Raw genomic sequence first — 21,659 nt, forward strand, 5'->3', positions numbered from 1 at the left:
CCGGCGTCACGGCTCAGAACGTGATGACTTGGCGCAGTGCGGTGCCCGAGGCGAGGTGGTCCATCGCCTCGTTGACGTCGTCGAGGGCGATACGGTCGGAGACCAGTCGCTCGACCGGGAGCCGGCCCTCGCGCCACAGTTGCTCGAAGCCGGGGATGTCGCGGGCCGGCACGGCCGAACCGAGGTAGCTGCCGACCAGGGAGCGGCCCTCGGCGACGAAGCCCAGCGGCGAGACGCTGATGCGGGCATCGGGGTGGGGGAGCCCGACGGTGACGGTGGTGCCGCCGGCGCCGGTGAGGCCGATCGCGCCTTCCAGTGCGCGGGCGCTCCCCGCCGCCTCGATGACGACCCGCCCCTTGATGCCTTCGGCCTGCGCCTGGTCGGGGGTGAGCGCGCGGTGGGCGCCCAGGTCCGTGGCGAGGCCGAGCTTCGAGGCGACCGGATCGACCGCGACCACGGTGACGTCGGGCACCGACAGCGCGGTGAGCACCGCGGCCATGCCGACGCCGCCGAGCCCGACGACGACCACGGTCTCGCCCGGCTGCGGACGGCCCGCGTTGAGCACCGCGCCACCTCCGGTCAGCACCGCGCAGCCGAGGAGCGCCGCGACCTCCCCCGGTACGTCATCGCCCACCGGCACCACCGAGCGGCGGTCGACGACGGCGTGGGTCGCGAAGCCGGAGACGCCGAGGTGATGCAGCACCCGCTCGCCGCCGCGGGTCAGTCGGGTGCCGCCGCCGATCAGCTCGCCGATGCCGTTGGCCGCGCTGCCCGGGGTGCAGGGCGTGATCCCGCCGCGCGCACACGCCTCGCACTGCTCACAGCGAGGAAGGAAGGTCATCACCACACGCTGACCGACGCGCACGTCGGTCGCGTCGGCACCGACCTGCTCGACGATGCCGGCGGCCTCGTGGCCGAGCAGCATCGGCACCGGTCGGGGCCGGTCGCCGTTCAACACGGAGAGGTCGGAGTGGCACAGCCCCGCGGCCTCGATCCGCACCCGCAGCTCGGTCGGCCCAGGCTCGCCGAGCTCGAGGGTGTCGATCGTGAGCGGCCGACTCCGCGCGAACGGGCTCGGATCGCCGATCCGGTTCAGCACCGCACCCTGGATCTGCATCACGAACTCCTCTGCTTGACCGGGTTTCCATCCAACCACCGGCGGGCGGGCTCAACCACCGCGTTAGACCACGCCCGCCTCGTCGAGCGCGTCGGTGGCGAGCCGGTAGCCGAGGTCGATCATCCGCTCGGCGTGGTGGAAGTCCATGGACCGACAGGCGTTGACCGGCGCGGTGATCAGCACGTCGGCAGGCATGGCGGCCATCCGGTAGCGGCCGACGACACCTTGCATCGCCTCGAACGCCTGAGCGGTGACGTCGAGCAGCTTGAGCTCGGCCGGGAGCACGTCGGTGCCCCACGACGTACGCTCCGGCGCGACCTCCTGCGGCTCATCGGCCTCGACTTCGACCGGCTCGGCTGTCTGTCCTGCGTCCTCGGTCGGGGTGCCCTCGGCTGATGGCTCCTCGACGTCATCCTGCCCGAGCACCTCATCGCCGTGCTCCTCGCGGCTGGTGAAGCCGGCCAGCGTCCGGCGCAGTCGCCCTCGCCATTCCTCGAAACGCTGCGGGGCTGCGGACTCTCGACTCGGTACGACGGACTCGCGGCTCTTGCCCTCGTCTTCCACACGTGGCCCAGTCAGGGAGACCGCGACCGTCAGGTCGGCTGGCACGGAGGCCATCGGGTCGATCGGCACCGGGTTGGTGAGGCCGCCGTCGACCAGCAGCCGGCCGTTGAGCATCACCGGGGTGAAGAGGCCGGGGATCGCGATCGACGCGCGTACGGCGGCCCGCAACGGACCGTGCTGGAACCACACCTCGCGGCGGGCCGCGAGGTCGGTCGCCACCGCCGTGAAGGGGATGGGCAGGTCTTCGATGAGCACGTCGGTCAGGATCGGGTCGAGCCGGTCGAGCAGCCGGTCGGCGGTCGCCACGCCGGGGCCGGTGAGCTTCGCCGTCGCCATCCGGAGCACGTCACGCTGCCGCAGCGACACCGCCCATTCGGCGAACTCCTCGATCCGCCCGGCCGCGGTGAGGCCGCCGACGAGCGCACCCATCGACGTACCAGAGATGGCCACGATCTCGCAGTCCCGCTCGGTCAACGCCCGGACCACGCCGATGTGAGCGAACCCCCGAGCGCCGCCGGATCCCAGAGCCAGTGCGACGCGTTTCCCCATGGCTCCAGCCTAGTTACGCTGAGCCGGTAGCCGCCGGCTCAGCGCGCCCGCAGCACGTCGGTGTGGACGAAGTCATCACCTTTGAAGAGCAGCGGCTCGCCGCTGTCGACGGCGAGCGCGTAGGCGAAGCAGTCGCCGAGGTTGAGGCGAGCCGGTGACCCGGAGCCGCGTCCATAGCGGCGGAAGGCCGTGCGAGCCGCCCGGGCCTGACGCACCGAGACCGGCTCGATCACGATGCCGGCAGTCTCGACCAGAAGGTCGAGGTTGCGCGCGGCGTCGGGGTCGCCGGAGCCCTCGGCGACCATCGCGGCCTCGAGCCAGTTCGCGGCGGAGATCCGGCTCGGTTCCGCGACGAGCAGTTCGGCGAACTCGGTGGCTTCCTCCTCGTTCTGGAGGATCGCGATCAACACCGAGGTGTCGACGATCATCGAGGAAGGCCGGTCGCCGGGTCGTAAAGGTCCTCTTGGCTGCGGATCCGATCGACGGTCGCGGAATCGTCGCTCGGGTTCCAGGACAAGGAGATTCTGTGGATGAGATCGAGACGCCGCGCCCGGTCGGCCTCGGCAGGGTCGGAGCCGTGTTTCGCGAGATACTCCTCCAGCGCGGCCTCGATGGCGCCGGTCTGGGTCTTGCCGCTCAACTGAGCCGCTTCGCGAGCCAACCGGTGCACGCGCTCGTTCTTGATGTTGAGGGACATAGCTGCCTCCTACCCTGGGTAGAAAAATCCTTCGCCATCAACTCTACCCCTCGCCTTCGAGCAGCGTCAGACGCTCAGATCGCTCAGATCGCCTGCCGGAAGGCTCACCCAACCCCGCACGAACATCGAGTCGTGCCGCACGCCGGCCGCCGGGTCGGCAGTGATCCTCGGATGGGCGGCGAGCAGTTCTTCGAACGCGATCTGCGCCTGCAGCCTCGCGGCGTGGCTGCCGATGCAGAAGTGCGGACCGCTGCTGAACGCGAGATGGCGATCGGGGCGGCGGCGTACGTCGAGGAGGTCCGCGGTGTCGCCGTACTCGCGGGGGTCGCGGTTGGCGGAGCCGTAGACCATCATCACCTTCCGGTCGGCCGGGATGGTGACGCCGGCGATCGTGACCTCGCGCGTGGTGGTGCGCGCGAGCGCCTGCACCGACGACTCCAGGCGCAGGAACTCCAGCACCGCGCCGGGGATCAGGCCGGGGTCGGCCAGCAGCAGCTCGCGTTGTGCGGGCGCCTCGGTCAGCAGCGTGATCCCGTGGGAGACCAGGCTCGCCGTGGTGTCGCTGCCCCCGGCGACCATCACGAAGCAGAAGCCGAGGATGTCCCAGTCGCTGAGCCGCTGGCCGTCCAGTTCGGCGGCGACCAGGGCGCCGAGCAGGTCGTCGTGCGTGCAGCCGCGCCGGTGCGCGATCGCCTCGGTGAAGTAGCCCATCATCTCCGCCATCGCCTGCAGTCCACCGGGCTCGTCGCTGACCGCGAATCCGTCGTTCTGTACGCGGGTGATCGCCGCGACCCACGGCGCGAACGCGGCCCGGTCGGACTCGGGCACGCCGAGCAGGTCGGCCAGCACGAATACCGGCAACGGTGAGGAGAGCAGCTGGTGGAGGTCGACCGTCTCCCCAGCTGCGGCCCGCTCGGTCATCAGCGCGATCCGGCTGCGCACGAAGGTGCGGATCTTGCCCTCGAGATCGGCGATCCGACGGGGCGTGAAGGCGCGACCGATCAGGCTCCGCAGGGCGGTCTGCGTCGGCGGGTCCAGCATCACGATGGTCGGCGGGATCCCGAGCTGCCCGATCTCGTCGGGATAGAAGGTGAGGCCCTGCGCCGAGGAGAACGTCGCCGGCGTACGCACCGCCTCCCAGACGTCGGCGAACCGGGTGAGTGCCCAGAACTCCGGCACCCCCGCGCGCTCCGGCACCCGGTGGACGGGTGACTCGTCGCGGAGCCGCGCGTACGTCGGATAGGGGTCGGCACGGAAGGCGAGGTCGAACGGCTCGTAGGCGACGGTGGTGGTCACGCCCCCATCCAACCTCCTTGAGGGTTCCATGAAAAGGGTCGACCGGGGCACCGGCCCTGCGGGTTCACCGGCGCCCGCGCGCCCGGGCGCGGCGGTAGCGTGACCGTATGGACGACGTCATCGCGATCTCCGGCCTGGTCAAGAAGTTCGGATCGCTCCGGGCGCTCGACGGTCTCGACCTCCAGGTGGCGCAGGGCGAGGTGCACGGCTTCCTCGGCCCCAACGGCGCCGGCAAGTCGACCGCGATCAGGGTGCTCCTCGGCCTGCTCCGTGCCGACGCCGGCTCGGTGCGCCTCCTCGGTGGGGACCCGTGGAAGGACGCCGCCGAGCTGCACCGCCGGCTCGCCTACGTGCCTGGCGACGTCAATCTCTGGCCCAACCTCACCGGCGGCGAGGTCATCGACCTGCTCGGCCGGCTGCGCGGTGGCCTCGACGAGCAGCGCCGCAAGGAGCTCATGGAGCGGTTCGAGCTCGATCCCACCAAGAAGGGTCGCTCCTACTCGAAGGGCAATCGACAGAAGGTGGCGCTGGTCGCCGCGCTCTCCTCCCACGTCGACCTGCTGATCCTCGACGAGCCGACCAGCGGGCTCGACCCGATCAAGGAGGCGACCTTCCAGGCTGCGGTCGACGAGTTCCGGTCGCACGGTCACAGCGTGCTGCTCTCCAGCCACATCCTCGCCGAGGTCGAACGGCTCTGCGACCGGGTCACGATCATCCGCAACGGTGTCGCGGTGGAGTCCGGCAGCCTCGCCGACCTGCGCCACCTGACCCGCACCTCCATCAGTGTCGAGCTGGCGCAGTCTCCGACGGGGCTCGACCGTCTCGACGGCGTACACGATCTCGTGGTGGAGGGTCAGCGTGCCGTCTTCGAGGTCGACACCGACCGGCTCGACGCCGCTGTCGGCGCCTTGCACGGCTTCGGGATTCGGTCGCTCACCTCGCAGCCACCCACGCTTGAAGAGCTCTTCCTGCGGCACTACGGAGACGACGTCGCGGCAGACCGGTCCGCCTCGTGACGGGCTTCGCTGCGCTGCTGAGGCTCTTCCTGGCGCGCGACAAGTGGATGATCCTCGCTTGGACCGCCGGTATCACGCTCCTCTACTGGTCGCAGGCGATCAGCATCGAGGGCGTCTATCAGAGCCAGCACGAGTTCGACGCCGCAGCGGCGTTGATGGAGAAGAACGCCGCCTTCATCGCCATGGCGGGACCACCGCGTGCGCTCAACACGGTCGGAGGTCAGGTCACCTGGCAGGCGTCGGCGTTCGGTGCCGTCTGCGCTGGGCTGATGAGCATGTTCCTCATCGGTCGCCACACCCGCGCCGAGGAGGAGTCGGGGCGCGACGAGCTGCTGCGCTCCACCGCTCTCGGTCGCTGGGCTCCGCAGACCGCAGCCCTCGTCACGGCTCTGATCGCCAACGCGGTGGTCGCTCTCGGTGTCGGCGGCAGCCTGCTGGGCTATGGCCTGCCCGCGCAGGGCTCCCTGGCGAGCGCGCTCCAAGTAGGCCTCACCGGCGCGGTCTTCGCAGGCACCGCGCTGGTCGCGGCGCAGCTCACCCAGAGCACCCGCGGCATGTACGGCATCGCCGGCGCGATCCTCGCCGTCGCCTATGTGTTGCGTGCGATCGGCGACGTCGGCAACGGCGTGCTCTCCTGGCTCTCCCCGATCGGCTGGGGTCAGGCCATGCATGCCTACTCCGGTGACGACTTCGGCCCGGCGCTGCTCCTGGCCGCGGCCGCGGTGCTGGCGGTCGTGGCGTCGTACCTGCTCTTCGAGCGCCGCGACGTCGGCAGCGGGTTGTTCGCGGCCCGGCCCGGGCCGGCGCGGGCTTCGGCCGGACTGCTGCGACCGTGGGGACTTGCCTGGCGACTGCATCGCGGGTCGGTACTCGGCTGGACGATCGGCCTCTTCCTCTTCGGGTTGGCCTACGGCTCGATCGGTGACAGTGCGGCGGACCTGATCGGAGGCTCCGAGGTGACCAAGGAGATCCTCGAGGTAGCCGGCGCGGCCCTGGTGGACGGCTTCTTCGCCAACGCCCTGCTGATGCTCTCGCTGCTGGCGTGCGGCTTCGCGATCTCCTCCGCTCTCCGGCCCCGCAGCGAGGAGGAGGCCGGACGAGTGGAGGGGCTCCTGGCAACCGCCCTGCCCCGCGGTCACTGGTTTGCCGCGCACGGCGTCGTGACTGTGATCGGCGTGTTCGTGATCGCCGTCGGCTCGGCTCTCGGCATGGCTGCCGGGTACGCCGGCGCAACCGGAGACTGGGATCGCCTCGGCCCGTTCCTGGCCGGCTCGCTGTCGCTGTGCGCAGGCACGCTGGTCTGGGTCGGATTCGCCCGACTGCTCTATGCCCTCAACGCCCGCTGGGCGCCGTGGGCGTGGCTGGGGCTGGGTTTCAGCACGGTCGTGATGCTCTTTGCCCGACCCCTCCGGTTCCCCGACTGGCTCAGCGACCTCTCGCCCTACACACACCTGGCGCTGGTCCCGGCCGAGGAGTTCGCGTGGCGTCCGGTGCTGGTGCTCCTGGCCCTGGTCGCGCTTCTCTGGTGGAGCGCCCAGGCGGCGTTCGCTCGCCGCGACGTCCACTAGGCCGTGGTGGCAGACGCCGTGGCCTGCTGCGCGCGGCCCCACGGGCGGCTGGACCGCGTTGTCGTCGGTCAACGATGCTGGTCAACCAGCACTTCCCGGGATGTGATGACCAGGCCCGCCCCGGCGTCGGCCCCGCGGATCTCAACCGGTTGCGTTCAGGCAGACCGGTCGATTCACGCCGGCAGCCTCGAAGTCCACGGCCGGATGCTTCCAGTCGGGCCGCAGGCTGGTGGCGACGCGTTCGAGGTCTCCCGACCGCACCGCTTCGAGCCGACGGGTGAAGACCGTGACGCGTTCCCGCGCGGCTGCCAGCACGTCGTCCCATGCCTCGTCGTCGGGAGGCGCCGCAGCTACCGACTCCAGGTCTCGCACGGTCGACTCCCACTCGGCGACCAGGGACTCCAGTGCCGGCTCGAGACCGGCGAGCTCGCCGGCGAGCTCCGCGCCCTTCAGCGACTTCTCCAAGGCACTGAGGACGGTCCCGGTCGCGGTCGCGAGGTGTGCCTCGTCGCGGCGGATGCCGACCTCGACGCAGAGATGGCTCACCTCGCTCACGAACTCCGCCGATCCCTCGGCGATCGGAGCGAGCGAGTAGGCGTTCACGCAGTCGCTCCTGCCCAGCTCCAACGCGGTGAGCGCCTCCTCGAGGTCGTCCGGAGCCTCGTCGGAGCCGTCAGGGCTGCCGGGTGTCGGCGTACTCCGCGTCGTCTCGCGGGTGTGGAGGAACTCCTCCTTGATCGTGGCCCAGTCGCCGGTGGCGAGCAGGTCGCGCCGCTCCTCGGCGAGTGCGAGGTCGGAGTCACCCGAGGCGACCACCTGGTCCCAGGCGGCCTGCTCGGCGGCGTCCTCGGAGCTCACGGCCGTGAGGGCGTCATGCATGCGGTTCAGGTGGGCGAGGCGATCGTCGTAGGCCGCGCGCCATTCCTGCAGCTGCTCTGCGCTGGGCTCTTCCTCCCGTGCTCTCGCCGTCACGATGTCGATGCCCGGGTCCCCGGCCGTGCCGAGTGCGGAGTTGACCACCTGGGTGCAGGCCCTCATCGCCTCGTGCCGGAACGACTCGTCGTCGACCTGGGCAGACGGGGTGCGCGCCGACGTGCTCCGGTCGTCCTCGGCCGAGGAGTCGGAGCAGCCGCCGAGCATGAGCAGCAGTGCGGTTGCGACAAGGGCTGTGCGGGTGTTCACGAGTGGGGTCTACCCAGCTCGTCCGGTTCCTACCCTCAGGCGAGCTCCCGGTCGAGCCGAGCGAGTTGCCCGTTGATCATCGACAGCAGCGGTGAGCTAGGGGCGACGGCGTCTCGTTGGGCCACCCACATCTCGTAGTCGTCGGCGCCCCATGCCGAGCGGGTCCACGTGGACATCAGGTCGGCGGAGCCGGAGCGGAGCACGGCGGCGCGCAGGCTCGCATCCAGCTGCTCGCGCATCCGGACCACGCCGGGGGCCGTCGACCTCGGCAGCAGCGGGCCGCGGAAGCCGCGGAGCGCATGGGTGAGGGCGCCCGCTGCCAGGTGTGCCTCGACGGCGTGCCAGTCGGTCGACACCTCGGCCAGGAGCCGGTAGGGCCGTGAGCCGAGGAGGTCGTCCCCGAGCAGGTTGCGCATCCTGTTCAGCTCGACGCGCAAGGTGGAGGACTGACTCTCGGTCTCATAGAGGAGCACGCCGAGCTCGTCACCGCTCAACCCGAGCGGTGCGCTGGCCAACAGCAGGGCGATCTCGCTGTGCCGCGGACTCAGCATCAAGGTGGTCGTCTTGCCGTTGGTCCCGGTGATCCGGACGAGCACCTGCTGGCGTCCCATCGCCTCCAGCGCGACCCCGACGCCGCGGGCCGGCTGCCGGGCCGGCGCGAACGAGTGGAGCCGAATGCGCGCCAGCTCCGACTCGGCCATCCGTGCCGCGGCCCGCACCATCGCGAGCGTCTGGGGCGTGCCCATCTGGTCGCCGCCGGTGATGTCCAGGACACCCAGCAGCTCACCGGTCAGCGGGTCGTGGATCGGTGAGGCGGCGCAGCTCCAGGCCCGCACCGCGTGGCGGAAGTGCTCCGAGCCCACCACCGAGACCGGCCGTCCGAGCGTGATGGCCATGCCGGGGGCGTTGGTGCCCGCGACCCGCTCGTCCCAGTTCGCGCCCTCCACGAAGCCGATCTGCTCGGCGCGCCGCAGAACGTCGGGGCGCCCGCAGACCCACAGGAGCTGCGCGCTCGCATCGCAGACCGCCATGACTGCGTCACAATCGAGTGCCGCCTGCCCGAGCACGTCATCGAGCAACGGAAAGACCGGGGCCAGCTGGTGCGCCTCCCGGTGGTCACGCAGCACGTCAGGGTCGAGGGTGATGGGAGCACCGGCTGAGTCGGCGCTCACGCCGGCGGCCGCCGACCGATGCCAGGAGTCGGCGACCTGGGCACGCATGCTCCCGGTGGTCACGTCCCCAGTGAACTCGATCATCGCCGTACGCACTAGAGCCCACCACGAGTCGGCGAGCCGGCGTGCGGGGTGTCGGCGGGTGTGGTCACAGCTCCTCCTCGGCCCGCGGGCGGGTGACGGCAGGGGATCTACCGATGGTGGCAGCGCCGATGTTGCAACCACGTTGCACCGGGTTGCAGCCGGACAGGCGACCAACTCGGCGCAACGTGCCCGCAACCTCGCGCTCCCTAGCGTGCTGTGTCCTGCGTCACCCCAGCCTTTCAGCCATCCCAGCGAGGAGAGACATGACCACCTACCCAGCCCCGGGCACGTCGGAGTCGACGATCAAGGTCGAGAGCCGCTACGGGCACTTCATCGGCGGCCAGTGGGTCGACCCGATCAAGGGCCAGTACTTCGAGAACATCTCGCCGGTCAACGGCAAGCCGTTCACCGAGATCGCGCGCGGCACCGCCGAGGACATCGAGGCGGCGGTCGACGCGGCCTGGGCCGCTGCGGACGCGTGGGGACGGACGTCGACCACGGACCGCTCGAACATCCTGCTCAAGATCGCCGACCGGATGGAGCGCCACCTCGACGACCTCGCCGTCATCGAGACCTGGGACAACGGCAAGGCGGTCCGCGAGACCCTCAACGCCGACCTCCCGCTGGCGATCGACCACTTCCGCTACTTCGCCGGCGCCCTGCGTGGCCAGGAGGGCGGGATCTCGGAGATCGACGAGAACACCGTCGCCTACCACTTCCACGAGCCGCTCGGAGTGGTCGGTCAGATCATCCCCTGGAACTTCCCGATCCTGATGGCGGTGTGGAAGTTGGCTCCGGCTCTCGCGGCAGGCAACTGCGTCGTGCTCAAGCCCGCCGAGCAGACCCCCTGGTCGATCCTCAAGCTCGTCGAGCTCGTCGGCGACCTGCTGCCGGCCGGCGTCCTCAACGTGGTCAACGGCTTCGGTGTCGAGGCGGGCAAGCCGCTCGCCTCCTCGCCGCGGATCCGCAAGATCGCCTTCACCGGTGAGACCACGACCGGCCGGCTGATCATGCAGTACGCCTCGGAGAACATCATCCCGGTCACCCTGGAGCTCGGAGGCAAGAGCCCCAACATCTTCTTCGACGACGTCGCGACCTCGCGCGACGCCTTCTACGACAAGGCACTCGAGGGTTTCACGATGTTCGCGCTCAACCAGGGCGAGGTGTGCACCTGTCCGTCGCGCGCCCTGGTGCAGCAGTCGATGTATGCCGACTTCGTGCCGGACGCCATCGCGCGGGTCGAGGCGATCAAGCAGGGCAACCCGCTCGATGTCTCCACGATGATGGGCGCCCAGGCGTCCAACGACCAGCTCGAGAAGATCCTCTCCTATCTCGAGATCGGCAAGCAGGAAGGCGCGAAGGTGCTCACCGGCGGTGAGCGCAACGTGCTCGAAGGCGACCTCGCTGAGGGCTACTACGTGCAGCCGACCGTCTTCGAGGGGAACAACGCCATGAGGATCTTCCAGGAGGAGATCTTCGGGCCGGTGGTGTCGCTGACCTCCTTCAGCGACGAGGCGGACGCGCTCCAGACCGCCAACGACACCCTCTACGGCCTCGGTGCCGGTTTGTGGACCCGCGACGGAAGCCGCGCCTTCCGGATGGGCAAGGGGATCCAGGCCGGCCGGGTCTGGACCAACTGCTACCACGCGTACCCAGCGCACGCGGCGTTCGGCGGCTACAAGCAGTCGGGTATCGGCCGAGAGAACCACAAGATGATGCTCGACCACTACCAGCAGACCAAGAACCTCCTGGTCTCCTACAGCCCGGACAAGCTGGGCTTCTTCTGATGGGGGGACCCGAAAGGGTCGCCCTGACCGGCCAGGCGGCGGAGCTGATCCGCCGCCTGGTCGACCAGCACGGCCCGGTGATGTTCCACCAGTCCGGCGGATGCTGCGACGGGAGCGCGCCGATGTGCTACCCGGTCGGTGAGTTCCGGACGGGAGCCTCCGACGTCCTGCTCGGTACGGTCGATGCGGGGGTGCCGGAGCCGGTCGAGGTGTGGATGTCGGCTGCCCAGTTCGCGTACTGGAAGCACACCCACCTGACGATCGACGTGGTGAAGGGACGCGGCGCGGGGTTCTCCCTCGAGGCGCCCGAGGGCCTGCGGTTCCTGGTCCGCTCCCGGGTCTTCACCGACGAGGAGTACGCCGCCTTGGAGTCCGCGTCGTCGGGTGACGGCTGAGGGGCGGGCGTCTCAGCCCTGACGGGCGGCGCCCCGACGTGTGGGGCTTCGACGGGGAGGGCGGGGGAGGAAGAAGGAGGTGCGGGCGGCGTACTCCGCCCAGCCCGGGCGGTCGGCCATGTGGCGTTCGAGGCGACGGGCTCCGGTGGCGTAGACCAGGAACCAGGTCATCGCGATGGGGGAGAGCAGGGTGAGCACACTGGGCCAGGCGGAGGCGGCGATGATCCAGATCCCCCACCACACGCAGGCATCGCCGAAGTAGTTCGGATGCCGGGTCCACGCCCACAGGCCCCGGTCCATGATGACGCCCTTGTTGGCGGGGTCGGCCTTGAAGCGGGCCAGCTGGCGATCACCTACGGCCTCGAACAGCACGCCGACCAGCCAGAGCGCCACGCCGAGGGCAGCCACGGGCCACCACCCGGCGCCCGCGACCGCCGACGCCTGGACCGGCAGGGAGACGAACCACAGCGCGACTCCCTGCGTCACGAAGACCTTGCGGACCCGCTTCCAGAAGCCGGCTCCCTCCAGGTACTCCTCGTAGCGCGCGTCCTCGGTGCCGGCGTTGCGCCGGTGCATGTGCCAGGCCAGCCGCAGCCCCCACGCGCTGACCAGCACGGCCAGCAGCAGCCGCCGGGCCGGGTCGCCGTCGCCGATCGCCGCGGCCACCCAGGCGACCGCTACGAAGCCCAGGCCCCACAGGGTGTCGACGACGGTGAACCGACCGGTGCGGGCAGCGACCACGACACCGGCGCCCATCAGCGCAGCCGCGGCTACGAGGGCGCCGCCGGAGACGAGCAGCAGATCGGTCACCATGCCCGTTCCTCCGGCAGTGTGTGCGGGGCGCCGGGGCGGACGGCGAGGAGCTGGTCGACGCCCATCCGTCCGTCGCGAAACGCCATGGCGCCGCCGACGAGGTAGAGCTCCCACACCCGGACGAGCTCCGCGCCGACCAGGCCGACCAGCTCGTCGCGCCGGCGGTCGAAGTTGTGCCGCCACGCGGCGACGGTGCGCACGTAGTGCTCGCGCAGCGCGTGCACGTCCCGCACCTCCAGCCCAGCCTCCTCGATCAGGGCGACGGTCTCGCCGACGGGGCGCATGTGCATGTCGGGAGCGATGAAGGACTCGATGAACGGTCCTCCGCCGGGGTGGTGCCCGCTGCGGCGCGACATCTGCTGCACCAGCACCCGTCCGCCGGGCCGGACCGCGCGCCGCAGGATGCCGGCGTACGTCGGGTAGTTGCCGGCACCCACGTGCTCGCCCATCTCGATGCTCGCCACCGCGTCGAACGCCTCCTGCTCCGGCACGTCGCGGTAGTCCTGGAGCCGCACCTCGACGCGGTCGCCCAACCCGCGCTCGGCGACGCGAGCATCGATGAACGCCTTCTGCTCCTCCGAGATCGTCACCCCGACGACCTCGGCGCCGAACTGCTCGGCGGCATGCAGGCTCAGCGAGCCCCATCCACACCCGACGTCGAGCAGCCGCATGCCGGGTCGCAGGCCCAGCTTGCGGCAGACCAGCGACAGCTTGGCCCGCTGCGCCTCGGCAAGGGTCTGTGCGGGGTCCTCGCTCCAGTAGGCCGAGGAGTAGGCCATCGTCTCGTCGAGGATGGCGGCGTAGAACTCGTTGGAGGCGTCGTAGTGGTGGCTGATCACGGTGCGGTCGCGCAGCGGGGAGTGCAGACCGCCCCGCACCCGCGCTTGGGTGGGTGGTGCCGCCGGGCGGGAGCCCAGCGCGCCGACCCGGCGAGCGGTGCGCACTGCCCGGGCGATGCTGCGCGGTCCGAGACGTACGCCGGAGAGCCCGCGCCGCTCCGCCTCCGACCAGACGTGGGTGAGGGCCTCGTCCAGGTCTCCGTGCACCTCGAGCTCGCCGGTCACGAAGGCCTGGGCGGCGCCGAGCTCGCCCGGCGCCCACACCAGCCTCCGCAGCGCCGCCGGCGAGTGCACCTCGACCAGTGGTGCCTGGACGGGGCCGGCCTCCGAGCCGTCCCAGGCACGCAGGCGTACGGGCAGGTCGCCGCCGACGAAGGGCCGCAGCCCGTCGGCAAGCTCGTCGGCGATGGTCACGGTTGCTCCTCCCGAGCGAAGGTCAGCTGATGCACGTCGAGGTAGCGCGAGGCGAAGCCGGCGCGCGAGTAGGCCAGATAGAACTGCCACGTCCGTAGGAAGGTCTGGTCGAAGCCGAGGGCGAGCACCTCGTCGCTGCGCGCCAGGAAGGTCGACTCCCATCGGCGCAGGGTCTCGGCGTAGTCGGCGCCGAAGGCGAGGTCGTCCACGATCCGCAGCGTCGTCGCCTCCCGGGTCACGGCGTCGATCGCCTCCACCGAGGGCAGGAAGCCGCCCGGGAAGATGTACTTGTTGATCCAGGTCCAGGTGCGCCGGGTCGCCAGCATCCGGGGGTGCGGCATCGTGATCGCCTGGACGACGGCACGACCTCCCGGAGCCAGCAGCCGGTCGATCGTGGCGAAGTAGGTCGCCCAGTACTCGTGGCCGACCGCCTCGACCATCTCGACCGAGACGACGGCATCGAAGCTGCCCTCGACCTCGCGGTAGTCGGCCAGGTCGATGCGCACTCGCTCCGAGAGCCCGGCACGTGCCACCCGCTGCTGAGCCAACTCGCGTTGCTCGGCCGAGAGCGTCACCGAGACCACCTCCGCGCCCCGTGCGGCGGCGCGGAGAGCAAGCTCGCCCCAGCCGGTGCCGATCTCCAGCACCCGCACTCCCGGACCGACCCCCGCGCGGTCCAGGATGCGGTCGATCTTGCGGTGCTGGGCGCTCAGCAGCTCCTCGTCGTACCGGCCGTCGGAGAAGAGCGCCGAGGAGTAGCTGAGGCTCGGATCCAAGAAGAGCGCGAACATCTCGTTGGAGAGGTCGTAATGGGCGCTGATATTGGCGCGGGTGTTGCGCACCTCGTTGCGCTGGCCGCTCGGCGGGCGAGCCACCCAGGCGTGCCGCAGCCGCTGCATCCAGCCCGGCACCAAGGTGTCGATCTCGTGGCAGAGAGTGGTGAGCAGCAGCCCGGGGTCAGGGGAGTCCCAGGCCCCGGTCTGCCAGGCCTCGCCGAAGCCGATCAGGCCGTCGCGACCCAAACGGGCATAGAACTCCTCGGGTCGGTGGAGCTCCAGGGTGGGCGCGGCCGACGCTGCCGCCCCGGCACCCTCCACCAGGTTGACGCCCAGCCGTCGGCAGGCCCGCCGCACCAGGCGGGCGGCGACCGGGGCAGCGATGGCGGCGCGGGGTCCACCCGGCACCGTGGCCAGGTCCGGCCACCTTCCCGGGTCCGGGCATCCTCCGGCGGAGAGGGGCTGAGGGGCCTGGATATCGACGGTCACTGGACGCCCTCCTGGGGTCGGTGGTGGGGTCGCGGGCGCACCGGGAGGCGGCGCAGCCACAGGGAGATGCCGTGCAAGCGGATCAGCAGCGAACCGCGCAGGGCGGCCGGAGCCGCACGCACCAGGTCACCGCGGCCACCCGGCGTACGGCTGCCGGTGAGTGAGGCGGAGAAGAGCGCTCCGTCGTCGGTGTGCAGAGCGACCGCGACGTCCAGCGTGCGGCCCGGCACAGGCACGTGCACCAGGTAGCGGCCATCGGTGCCGTGGAAGGGCGAGACGTACATCGCCTTGTCGACCCACGCGTTGCCCCGCTCGTCGGGGTGGACGAGGTAGGCATGTCGTTCGCCGTAGGTGTTGTGCACCTCCACGATCACCCCGGCCAGCTCGTGGTGGGTGTCGAAGCACCAGAAGACGCTGATCGGGTTGAAGCAGTAGCCCCAGGCGCGGGGCTGCGCGGCCATCAGCACCCGACCGCCGTGGAGCTGCACCCCGTGCCGAGCCAGGAACCGGTCGACGTTGTCGCGGATCGACGACTCCGGGTCACCCAGGTGGTCGCGCGCCTCGAAGCTGCCCTGGAGGTGGCCGAGGCGCCCTGGCTCCGGGAGCCGGTCGAGGTCGACGACCCAGGTGTGGGAGCGGAGTGTGAACTCGCGACGCATGGGGTGGCGCCGGACGTGTCGCACGGTGGTGCGGTGCACGACCGGTTCGATGGCTTTGCTGCGGTCGGGAAGGGCGAGGATCCGGCGGGCCGCCTCCACGCCGGAGCGAGCGCCGTCCTCGTGGAATCCCCAGCCCTGCCAGGCGCCGGCGAAGTGGACGCGCGCGGTGTCGAGCTCGCGCTGACGGGCGCGAGCGGCGACCGAGGCCGGTGTGTAGAGCGGATGTGCGTACTGCCGGGTCGCGATCACGCGGTCGGGGTCGACGAGGTCCTCCGCCCCGAGAGAGACCAGGTAGTGCACGTCGGTGTCGAGCCGCTGCAGCCGAGTGAGGTCGTACGTCATGGTCACACCGCCGCGGCCGGGCCGCTCCAGGTGGTTCCACGACGCCCAGGCGTCGCGGGAGCGCGGCATCAGCGAGGTGTCGGTGTGCAGGAGTGCGGTGTTGGGCGTGTAGTCGATCGCCCCGAGGATCTCCTGCTGGTCGCGGGTCGGCTCGGCCAGCATGCCCAACGCCTGATCGGGGTGCACGGCGACGACGACCGCGTCGAACAGGTGGGTGCTGCCATTGCCGTCGGTCACCTCCACCGACGGGCCCGTCTCGCGCACGCCCGTCACCTTGGTGCCGAGCCGGACGTCCGCCAGGCCCGCGAGGATCGCATCGACGTACGTCCGGGAGCCCCCGCTGACGGTGCGCCACTGCGGCGAGCCGAAGACCGCGAGCATGCCGTGGTGAGCGAGGAACTCGAAGAGGTACCGCGCCGGGAACTCCAGCGCCTGCTCCGGATCGCACGACCAGACCGCGGCCACCAACGGTGCCATGAAGTGGCGGCGGAAGAAGGGCGTGAAGCGGCCCCGGTCGAGGAACGCCGCAAGCGTCTCCTCGCTGCCGTCGTCCGGTGCGGCCAGCAGCCGCCTGGCACGGCGATGGAACCGCGGGATCTCGGTCAGCATCCGTAGGTACGCCGCCCGGGTCAGGTTGGCGCGCGCCGGGAAGAGTCCGCGCCACCCGAGCGCACCCGCCCACTCCACGCCGTCGGCGTCCGAGCGCATCGACAGGGACATCTCCGAAGGCTGTGTCTCCACGCCGAGCTCAGCGAAGAGACGCAGCAGGTGGGGATAGGTGCGCCGGTTGTGCACGATGAACCCGGTGTCGATCATCAGGTCGCCGACGCGGTGCGTGTCGGCGTGCCCGCCGGCCCGCTCGTCCGCCTCGAAGAGGGTGACGTCGGCCTGACGCTCGAGCTCGTGGGCGGCAGCCAGGCCGGCGATCCCAGCGCCGATCACCGCCACCCGGGGTCGGCCCGGCCCCGAGCGAGGAGCACCCGCCCGGGGTCGGACCGCGCCGGTCATCCAGCCTCCGAGAGGTCGAAGAAGGCGATCGGCTCCGTGGTCGGCTGGGGCGAGCCACCATCGGGCTCGACGGTGATCCCGGCACCGGTGGCGCGTGAGGCGTCCCCGGTCAGCAGCACCGTCTGGTCGGCACGGTCGGGCATCAGACCGGCGTCGACCATCTTGCCGTCGGGTGTCTGGAGCCACAGCTGGTAGTCGCGCCCGCGCGGTGCCGCCGGCATCGCGTGGGTGACCAGCACCGCGCGGCCTTCGCGGGCCGAGCGGACCAGGCGGGCCGAGGCACCGTCGGGGAAGTCGAGGGTGACCTCCTCGGCGTCGGCGGCGGCCAGCACCCGGTCGGCGGCGCTCAACTGCTGGCTGGCCTCGTCCTGCCAGGGCTGGGTGATCGCCAGCCCGCCACCGATCAGGGCGGCTGCCGCCGCAGCGGCGACGAGCGCGGCACGCACCGGGCGACGGCGGAGCGGGAGGACGTTCTCCTCCGGCTCATCCCGTTCCGTCGAGGCGACGGACGTGGTCGTGATGCTCGGCAGCGGCGGCAGGGGACGGACCCGGTCGATCTCCGCGAGTACGGCGCTGCGCAACCGGGGTGCGGGCGCAACGGCGACCAGCTCGGTCAGCAGGCCGGCGGCCTCGGTCAGCTCGGAGACCTCGGTGCGGCAGTCGGCGCAGGTCGCGAGGTGCTCCTCGAAAGCGAGTCGTTCGGCGGCGTCGAGGGCGTCCACGGCATAGGCGCCGGTGAGGGCGTGGATGTCGTTCACTGTCCCACTCCCATCGTGTCGCGGAGACGGATCAGGCCGTCTCGGATGCGGGTCTTGGCGGTGCCGACCGGAAGGTCGAGCAGGGCGGCCACCTCGGTGTGGGTGTAGCCGCCGAAGTAGGCGAGTTCGATGGCTTCGCGCTGCACGGCGGTCAGCGCCTCCAGCGCGGTGCGCACGCGACGTGCCTCCAGGCCGCTCAACGCGGCCTCGGCGGTGACGTCCGGGCCGGCCTCGCGCTCGTCGCGCAGGTACTCGTTGTCGCGCCGCGTGGCTGCCTGGGCCGACCGCACACGGTCGACGGCCCGGCGGTGGCCGATGGTCATCAGCCAGGCCAGTGCGCTGCCACGGCCGGAGTCGAAGCGGGCCGCGGTGCGCCAGATCTCGAGGTAGGCCTCCTGCGTCACCTCGTCGGCCTGGGCCGGATCGCGTACGACGCGCAGCACCAGACCGTGCAGGCGAGCCGCAGTGGCGTCGTACAAGTCGGCGAAGGCGGCCTGGTCTCCGCGGGCGGAGCGGCGCAGCAGCGCTGCGATCGGGTCGCCCGCGGCGCCTTCCGGCGGCGATTCGCCGGAAGGCACCGGGTGCGTCGGGTTCACGTCCACGATCCTTGCAACTCCTGGTTGATCAGGGCATCAGGACGGTGTCGATGACATAGACCGTCGCGTTGGCGGTGGGGATGTTGCCGCACAGCACGGTGGCCTTCTCGTCAGCGACCTTGAAGGACTCCCCGGATCCGGTCACCTTGATGGTGTCGCCCGCCAGGGTCTGGTGGTCGCCGGCGAGCTGGTCGGGGCCGAGCTGCCCGGCGACGACGTGATGGGTGAGGATCGTGGCCAGCTGCTCCTTGTCGGCGAGCACTGCGTTGAGCGTGTCGGCCGGGATCTTCGCGAAGGCGTCGTCGGTGGGAGCGAAGACGGTGAGGCCCTCCGCCGAGTTGAGGGTGTCGACCAGCCCGGCCTCGCCGACCGCCTTGACCAGGGTGGTGAGCAGCGGGTTGGCGGAGGCGGCCGTGGCGACAGGCTCGGTCGCCATGCCGTTGAAGGAGCCGGCACCATCGGCGGGGATCAGCTTGCATCCGGCGCCGAAGGTCTGGTCACCGGCACTCGTCGCACCCGTGTCGTCCGACTTCATGCTGCTGGTGTCGCTGGTGTTGTCCGAGGCGTCGTCGTCGGAGTCGTCGGAGCCACAAGCGGCCAGGCTGGCTGCCAGCGCGAGCGCCGCGACGGCGGCGCCGCCGCGGCGAAGGGCGGTGTGGCGGGGAGTGGTGCGCTTCATGATGAGACCTTTCGATGGTCGGATCTGTGCGGACTGCTGGGTGGATCTGTCAGTGATTCGGTGTCGCTCGTCGATCGGATTGCCTGCCCGCCGAAACGGCGGCGAACGTGTCCGGGGGTCACTCCACGACGACCTGGATCTCCTGGATCCCGCTCGACCCGTTGGGGAACGGCGTCGCTCGTACTGCGGTCTGGACCTCGCCGTCGCGGGTGGTGGCCCGGACGGCCAGGGAGTGGCGCCCGGGGGTCGCCTCCCAAGGCAGGTACCACTGGCGCCAGTAGTCGATACCCGCGGACGGCCCCAGGCGGGCGGCCTGCCATGGCCCGCCGTCGATGCGCACCTCGACGCCCTTGACGCCGCGGTGCTGGGCCCAGGCGACCCCGCCGATCACGGTGCGCCCGGCGTCGATCCTGCTGAGCGGTGCGGGAGTGTCGATGCGCGACGAGACCTTGATCGGACCCTCCGTCGCCCAGCCCCGCTCCGTCCAGTAGGCCTCGGCGTCGTCGTAGCGGGTGAGGGTCAGCTTGCGCAGCCACTTGGTCGCACCGACGTAGCCGTAGAGGCCGGGGGTGACGAGTCGCGCGGGGAAGCCGTGTTCGGCCGGCAGCGGCTCGCCGTTCATCGCGATGGCCACCATCGCGTCGCGGCCGTCCTGCACCGCGGCCAACGGCGTGCTGATCGTGAATCCGTCGGCCGCCGTGCTCAACACCTGGTCGGCGCCGTCCCGCACACCGGCCCGGTCGAGCAGCGTGGACAGCAGGACGCCGCGCCACCGGGCACTGCCGACGTACTTGCCGCCGACCTCGTTGGAGACGCAGGTGAGCGTGATGTCGCGTTCGACCAGTGGCATCGCGCGCAGCTCGTCGAAGGTGAGCGTGAACGGGTGGTCCACCTCGCCGTCGATGCGCAGATCCCACTCGTCGGGCGGCACGATCGGCAGGCTGAGGTTGATGTCGACCCGGTAGAACCTTCCGGTAGCGGTCTGGAAGTCGGAGATTCCGTCATAGACGGCGTCGAGGCCCTCGGGCAGCGGTGGTAGCGGTTGCCTCGCCGTGGGGATCCGTACGCCGGAGATGCGGGTGCGCCACTTCTCGAGACTGCGCCCGGCCCACCCGGTCACCGCGGTCGCGGCAGCGACGCCGAGCACCGCGAGGAGGAGGGTGCGACGAGTGGTGGCGGGGGAGGCAGCCGCCGTCATCGGGTGGTCCGGCGGCGGTTCGCCCGGGCCGGTCGCGCCTGCTCCGCCTCGCCGGGTGCCGGTGGTCCTGTCGGCCAGGTGGGCGAGCCCGAGCAGCACCGCCACCCCGACCGCCCCCGCCGCCAGCGCGGGGAGCAGGTCGCGCGCGGTAGCCAGCGGGCGGGAGAGCGCGGCGAGCCCAGCCAGGCCGACCAGTGTGATCAGCACCGTGGCGCCGGCTGCGCGCCGACGCCGCGCGATCAGCCCGGCCAGCCCCGCGAGGAGCAGGGTCACCAGCAGCACCGAGCCCAGGAGCACCGGCTTGTCCTTGGTGCCGAGCTCCCGCACGGCCCACTCCTTCATCGGCGTGGGGGTGCGGTCGATGACGGTCGCCCCGACCGCGAGCACCGGCGAGGAGGAGGGGGTGAGCGTCGCCGCGACCAGATGCCCGACCGCCATCCCCGCACCGGTGGCCAGCGCGCCGTACCCCGCCCACGCGAGGGCCTGCCCAGCGCGCCCGGCCTGTCCAGCGCGCCCGGCCTGTCCCGCGCGCCCGGCCTGTCCCGCGCGCCCGGCCGCGGTCCCGTTTTCGGCCGCGTCCTGGGTCGTGGGACGCGGGCGACGTGGTCGACGGAGTGATGGGCGGCGTGATGGGTGGGGTGGTTGGCGACGAGGATGCGGAGCCATACGTGGGATTCGTCGCCCGCGTACTCCCGGATTGCCCGCCGCAGCGCCACGAGTGGAGTGTCGAGAAGCCAGTTTCGTGGTGTCGAGAAGCCAGTTTCGTGGTGTCGAGAAGCCAGCTTCCCCACACCGAGTGACCACTCGACCGACGAGGACTGGCCACGCGACCGCAAGTTTGTGGCGCTTCGTCGGCAGGGGCGGGGGATCGGGCAGGATGAGGAACATGACCGAACTCGTGAAGTACGACGTCGCGGCCTCCGTGGCCACCCTCACCTTCGACTCGCCCCACAACCGCAACGCTCTCTCGCGGCAGCTGGTCACCGAGTTCTATGCGGGCCTCGACCGGGCCGAGGCGGACGCTGAGGTGAAGGTGGTGCTGGTGCGCGCGGCAGGGCGCACCTTCTGCTCGGGCGCGGACCTCTCCGAGGCGTCCGAGGGCGGCATGGAGGAGGGCGCGCTCGGGATCGTCGAGCTGCAGCGTCGGATCGTCGCCTTCCCCAAGCCTGTGGTGACTCGGTTGCACGGAGCGGTACGCGCGGGGGGCATCGGCATCATCGCGTCCTCCGACGTGTGCATCAGCACGGTCGACGCGACGTTCGCGCTGACCGAGGTGAAACTCGGCCTGGCGCCGGCTGCGATCTCGCTGACCGTCGTACCCCGGATGACCAGTCGAGCGGCGGCCTGGGCCGCCCTGACCGGGGAGGTCTTCACCGGTGCCGCGGCGGAGCAGATGGGCCTGGTCACCAAGGCGGTGCCCGAGAGCGAGCTCGACGAGGCTGTCGCCCAGGTCTGCCAAGCGCTGGCAAGTGGCAGTCCGCAGGGTCTGCGCGAGACCAAGGCGCTGCTCGCCGAGCCACTGCTGAGCAACATCGACGACAACGGCGCCGAGCTTGCGAAGCTCTCTGCTCGCCTCTTCGGCTCCGACGAGGCGCGGGACGCGATGCTCGCCTTCCTCTCGCGCAAGAAGGGCTGACGCGCTGGGCGGGGGGCCGACCTAG

General features: G+C 71.1%; 20 protein-coding genes. 5 read left to right on the plus strand and 15 right to left on the minus strand.

Annotation, left to right across the window (positions count from 1 at the left end):
- Positions 1-13 precede the first annotated feature (13 nt).
- From DNK54_RS13055 to DNK54_RS13075, 5 genes are all read right to left on the minus strand, one after another.
- On the minus strand, positions 14-1,117 hold the full coding sequence (locus DNK54_RS13055; protein ID WP_110207389.1) for an alcohol dehydrogenase catalytic domain-containing protein: 1,104 nt from the start codon (positions 1,115-1,117) through the stop codon (positions 14-16).
- Between the two features lie 63 nt (positions 1,118-1,180).
- The gene (locus tag DNK54_RS13060; protein WP_204164584.1) at positions 1,181-2,230 is read right to left on the minus strand and encodes a patatin-like phospholipase family protein; all 1,050 of its coding nucleotides are present in this window, start codon (positions 2,228-2,230) and stop codon (positions 1,181-1,183) included.
- Between the two features lie 38 nt (positions 2,231-2,268).
- Positions 2,269-2,658, minus strand: a complete 390-nt coding sequence (locus DNK54_RS13065; RefSeq protein WP_110207390.1) for a type II toxin-antitoxin system VapC family toxin — start codon at positions 2,656-2,658, stop codon at positions 2,269-2,271.
- On the minus strand, positions 2,655-2,927 hold the full coding sequence (locus DNK54_RS13070) for a type II toxin-antitoxin system VapB family antitoxin (protein ID WP_110207391.1): 273 nt from the start codon (positions 2,925-2,927) through the stop codon (positions 2,655-2,657). Before DNK54_RS13070 ends, DNK54_RS13065 begins: the two co-directional genes overlap by 4 nt.
- A gap of 66 nt (positions 2,928-2,993) precedes the next feature.
- Positions 2,994-4,223 (minus strand): cytochrome P450, encoded by a 1,230-nt coding sequence (locus DNK54_RS13075; protein WP_204164585.1) that lies wholly within the window; start codon positions 4,221-4,223, stop codon positions 2,994-2,996.
- Between the two features lie 107 nt (positions 4,224-4,330).
- Here DNK54_RS13075 and DNK54_RS13080 point away from each other — a divergent pair, with 107 nt between their 5' ends.
- Together DNK54_RS13080 and DNK54_RS13085 are read left to right on the plus strand one after the other, a co-directional pair.
- A complete protein-coding gene (locus DNK54_RS13080; protein WP_110207393.1) occupies positions 4,331-5,239 on the plus strand; it encodes an ABC transporter ATP-binding protein in 909 nt (302 codons plus the stop codon).
- The gene (locus DNK54_RS13085) at positions 5,236-6,807 is read left to right on the plus strand and encodes an ABC transporter permease (protein WP_110207394.1); all 1,572 of its coding nucleotides are present in this window, start codon (positions 5,236-5,238) and stop codon (positions 6,805-6,807) included. Before DNK54_RS13080 ends, DNK54_RS13085 begins: the two co-directional genes overlap by 4 nt.
- Before the next feature lie 141 nt (positions 6,808-6,948).
- On the opposite strand, the gene DNK54_RS13090 is transcribed toward DNK54_RS13085, so the two are convergent.
- Positions 6,949-7,989 (minus strand): hypothetical protein, encoded by a 1,041-nt coding sequence (locus DNK54_RS13090; RefSeq protein WP_110207395.1) that lies wholly within the window; start codon positions 7,987-7,989, stop codon positions 6,949-6,951.
- A 35-nt stretch (positions 7,990-8,024) separates the two neighbouring features.
- On the minus strand, positions 8,025-9,224 hold the full coding sequence (locus DNK54_RS13095; RefSeq protein ID WP_239460077.1) for a GAF domain-containing protein: 1,200 nt from the start codon (positions 9,222-9,224) through the stop codon (positions 8,025-8,027).
- Positions 9,225-9,508: 284 nt separating this feature from the next.
- Here DNK54_RS13095 and exaC point away from each other — a divergent pair, with 284 nt between their 5' ends.
- Positions 9,509-11,032, plus strand: coding sequence for an acetaldehyde dehydrogenase ExaC (gene exaC / locus DNK54_RS13100; protein WP_110207396.1), 1,524 nt, complete (start codon positions 9,509-9,511; stop codon positions 11,030-11,032).
- Entirely contained in the window at positions 11,032-11,427 is a 396-nt protein-coding gene (locus DNK54_RS13105; RefSeq protein ID WP_110207397.1) for a DUF779 domain-containing protein, read from the plus strand. The genes exaC and DNK54_RS13105 overlap by 1 nt, the downstream gene beginning before the upstream one ends.
- A gap of 12 nt (positions 11,428-11,439) precedes the next feature.
- Here the strand turns inward: DNK54_RS13105 and DNK54_RS13110 are convergent, their stop codons facing one another.
- The 8 genes from DNK54_RS13110 to DNK54_RS13145 all read right to left on the minus strand — a co-directional run bounded on the left by DNK54_RS13110 (position 11,440) and on the right by DNK54_RS13145 (position 20,436).
- Positions 11,440-12,240: a DUF1295 domain-containing protein gene (locus DNK54_RS13110; RefSeq protein WP_110207398.1), complete on the minus strand. Its 801-nt coding sequence runs from the start codon at positions 12,238-12,240 to the stop codon at positions 11,440-11,442.
- On the minus strand, positions 12,234-13,493 hold the full coding sequence (locus DNK54_RS13115; RefSeq protein ID WP_110207399.1) for an SAM-dependent methyltransferase: 1,260 nt from the start codon (positions 13,491-13,493) through the stop codon (positions 12,234-12,236). Before DNK54_RS13115 ends, DNK54_RS13110 begins: the two co-directional genes overlap by 7 nt.
- A complete protein-coding gene (locus DNK54_RS13120; RefSeq protein ID WP_239460078.1) occupies positions 13,490-14,758 on the minus strand; it encodes a class I SAM-dependent methyltransferase in 1,269 nt (422 codons plus the stop codon). Before DNK54_RS13120 ends, DNK54_RS13115 begins: the two co-directional genes overlap by 4 nt.
- Entirely contained in the window at positions 14,755-16,767 is a 2,013-nt protein-coding gene (locus DNK54_RS13125; protein WP_110207400.1) for an FAD-dependent oxidoreductase, read from the minus strand. Before DNK54_RS13125 ends, DNK54_RS13120 begins: the two co-directional genes overlap by 4 nt.
- Complete coding sequence (locus DNK54_RS13130; RefSeq protein ID WP_110207401.1) at positions 16,764-17,525, minus strand: anti-sigma factor; 762 nt, start codon at positions 17,523-17,525, stop codon at positions 16,764-16,766. Before DNK54_RS13130 ends, DNK54_RS13125 begins: the two co-directional genes overlap by 4 nt.
- Positions 17,522-18,121 carry an ECF RNA polymerase sigma factor SigK gene (sigK, locus tag DNK54_RS13135; protein WP_110207533.1) on the minus strand — a complete coding sequence of 200 codons (600 nt, stop codon included), beginning with the start codon at positions 18,119-18,121 and terminating at the stop codon, positions 17,522-17,524. Before sigK ends, DNK54_RS13130 begins: the two co-directional genes overlap by 4 nt.
- A 28-nt stretch (positions 18,122-18,149) precedes the next feature.
- A complete protein-coding gene (locus DNK54_RS13140) occupies positions 18,150-18,800 on the minus strand; it encodes a fasciclin domain-containing protein (RefSeq protein ID WP_110207402.1) in 651 nt (216 codons plus the stop codon).
- A gap of 118 nt (positions 18,801-18,918) precedes the next feature.
- Positions 18,919-20,436: a molybdopterin-dependent oxidoreductase gene (locus DNK54_RS13145; protein WP_204164586.1), complete on the minus strand. Its 1,518-nt coding sequence runs from the start codon at positions 20,434-20,436 to the stop codon at positions 18,919-18,921.
- 448 nt (positions 20,437-20,884) lie between these two features.
- On the opposite strand from DNK54_RS13145, the gene DNK54_RS13150 reads away from it, so the two are divergent.
- Positions 20,885-21,634 carry an enoyl-CoA hydratase family protein gene (locus tag DNK54_RS13150; protein WP_338036276.1) on the plus strand — a complete coding sequence of 250 codons (750 nt, stop codon included), beginning with the start codon at positions 20,885-20,887 and terminating at the stop codon, positions 21,632-21,634.
- Positions 21,635-21,659: the final 25 nt, after the last annotated feature.

Source organism: Nocardioides daejeonensis, from assembly GCF_003194585.1.
Taxonomy (GTDB): Bacteria; Actinomycetota; Actinomycetes; order Propionibacteriales; family Nocardioidaceae; genus Nocardioides; species Nocardioides daejeonensis.

Excerpts from the sequence above, each read along its gene's own strand:
- DNK54_RS13055 (WP_110207389.1), bottom strand. The coding sequence starts at position 1,117 with ATGCAGATCCAGGGTGCGGTGCTGAACCGGATCGGCGATCCGAGCCCG.
- DNK54_RS13125 (WP_110207400.1), bottom strand. The coding sequence starts at position 16,767 with ATGACCGGCGCGGTCCGACCCCGGGCGGGTGCTCCTCGCTCGGGGCCG.
- exaC (WP_110207396.1), top strand. The coding sequence starts at position 9,509 with ATGACCACCTACCCAGCCCCGGGCACGTCGGAGTCGACGATCAAGGTC.
- DNK54_RS13105 (WP_110207397.1), top strand. The coding sequence starts at position 11,032 with ATGGGGGGACCCGAAAGGGTCGCCCTGACCGGCCAGGCGGCGGAGCTG.
- DNK54_RS13145 (WP_204164586.1), bottom strand. The coding sequence starts at position 20,436 with ATGGCGGTCGGGCATCTGGTCGCGGCGACGCTCACCCCCTCCTCCTCG.
- DNK54_RS13150 (WP_338036276.1), top strand. The coding sequence starts at position 20,885 with ATGACCGAACTCGTGAAGTACGACGTCGCGGCCTCCGTGGCCACCCTC.
- DNK54_RS13065 (WP_110207390.1), bottom strand. The coding sequence starts at position 2,658 with ATGATCGTCGACACCTCGGTGTTGATCGCGATCCTCCAGAACGAGGAG.
- DNK54_RS13070 (WP_110207391.1), bottom strand. The coding sequence starts at position 2,927 with ATGTCCCTCAACATCAAGAACGAGCGCGTGCACCGGTTGGCTCGCGAA.
- DNK54_RS13140 (WP_110207402.1), bottom strand. The coding sequence starts at position 18,800 with ATGAAGCGCACCACTCCCCGCCACACCGCCCTTCGCCGCGGCGGCGCC.
- DNK54_RS13060 (WP_204164584.1), bottom strand. The coding sequence starts at position 2,230 with ATGGGGAAACGCGTCGCACTGGCTCTGGGATCCGGCGGCGCTCGGGGG.
- DNK54_RS13110 (WP_110207398.1), bottom strand. The coding sequence starts at position 12,240 with ATGGTGACCGATCTGCTGCTCGTCTCCGGCGGCGCCCTCGTAGCCGCG.
- DNK54_RS13080 (WP_110207393.1), top strand. The coding sequence starts at position 4,331 with ATGGACGACGTCATCGCGATCTCCGGCCTGGTCAAGAAGTTCGGATCG.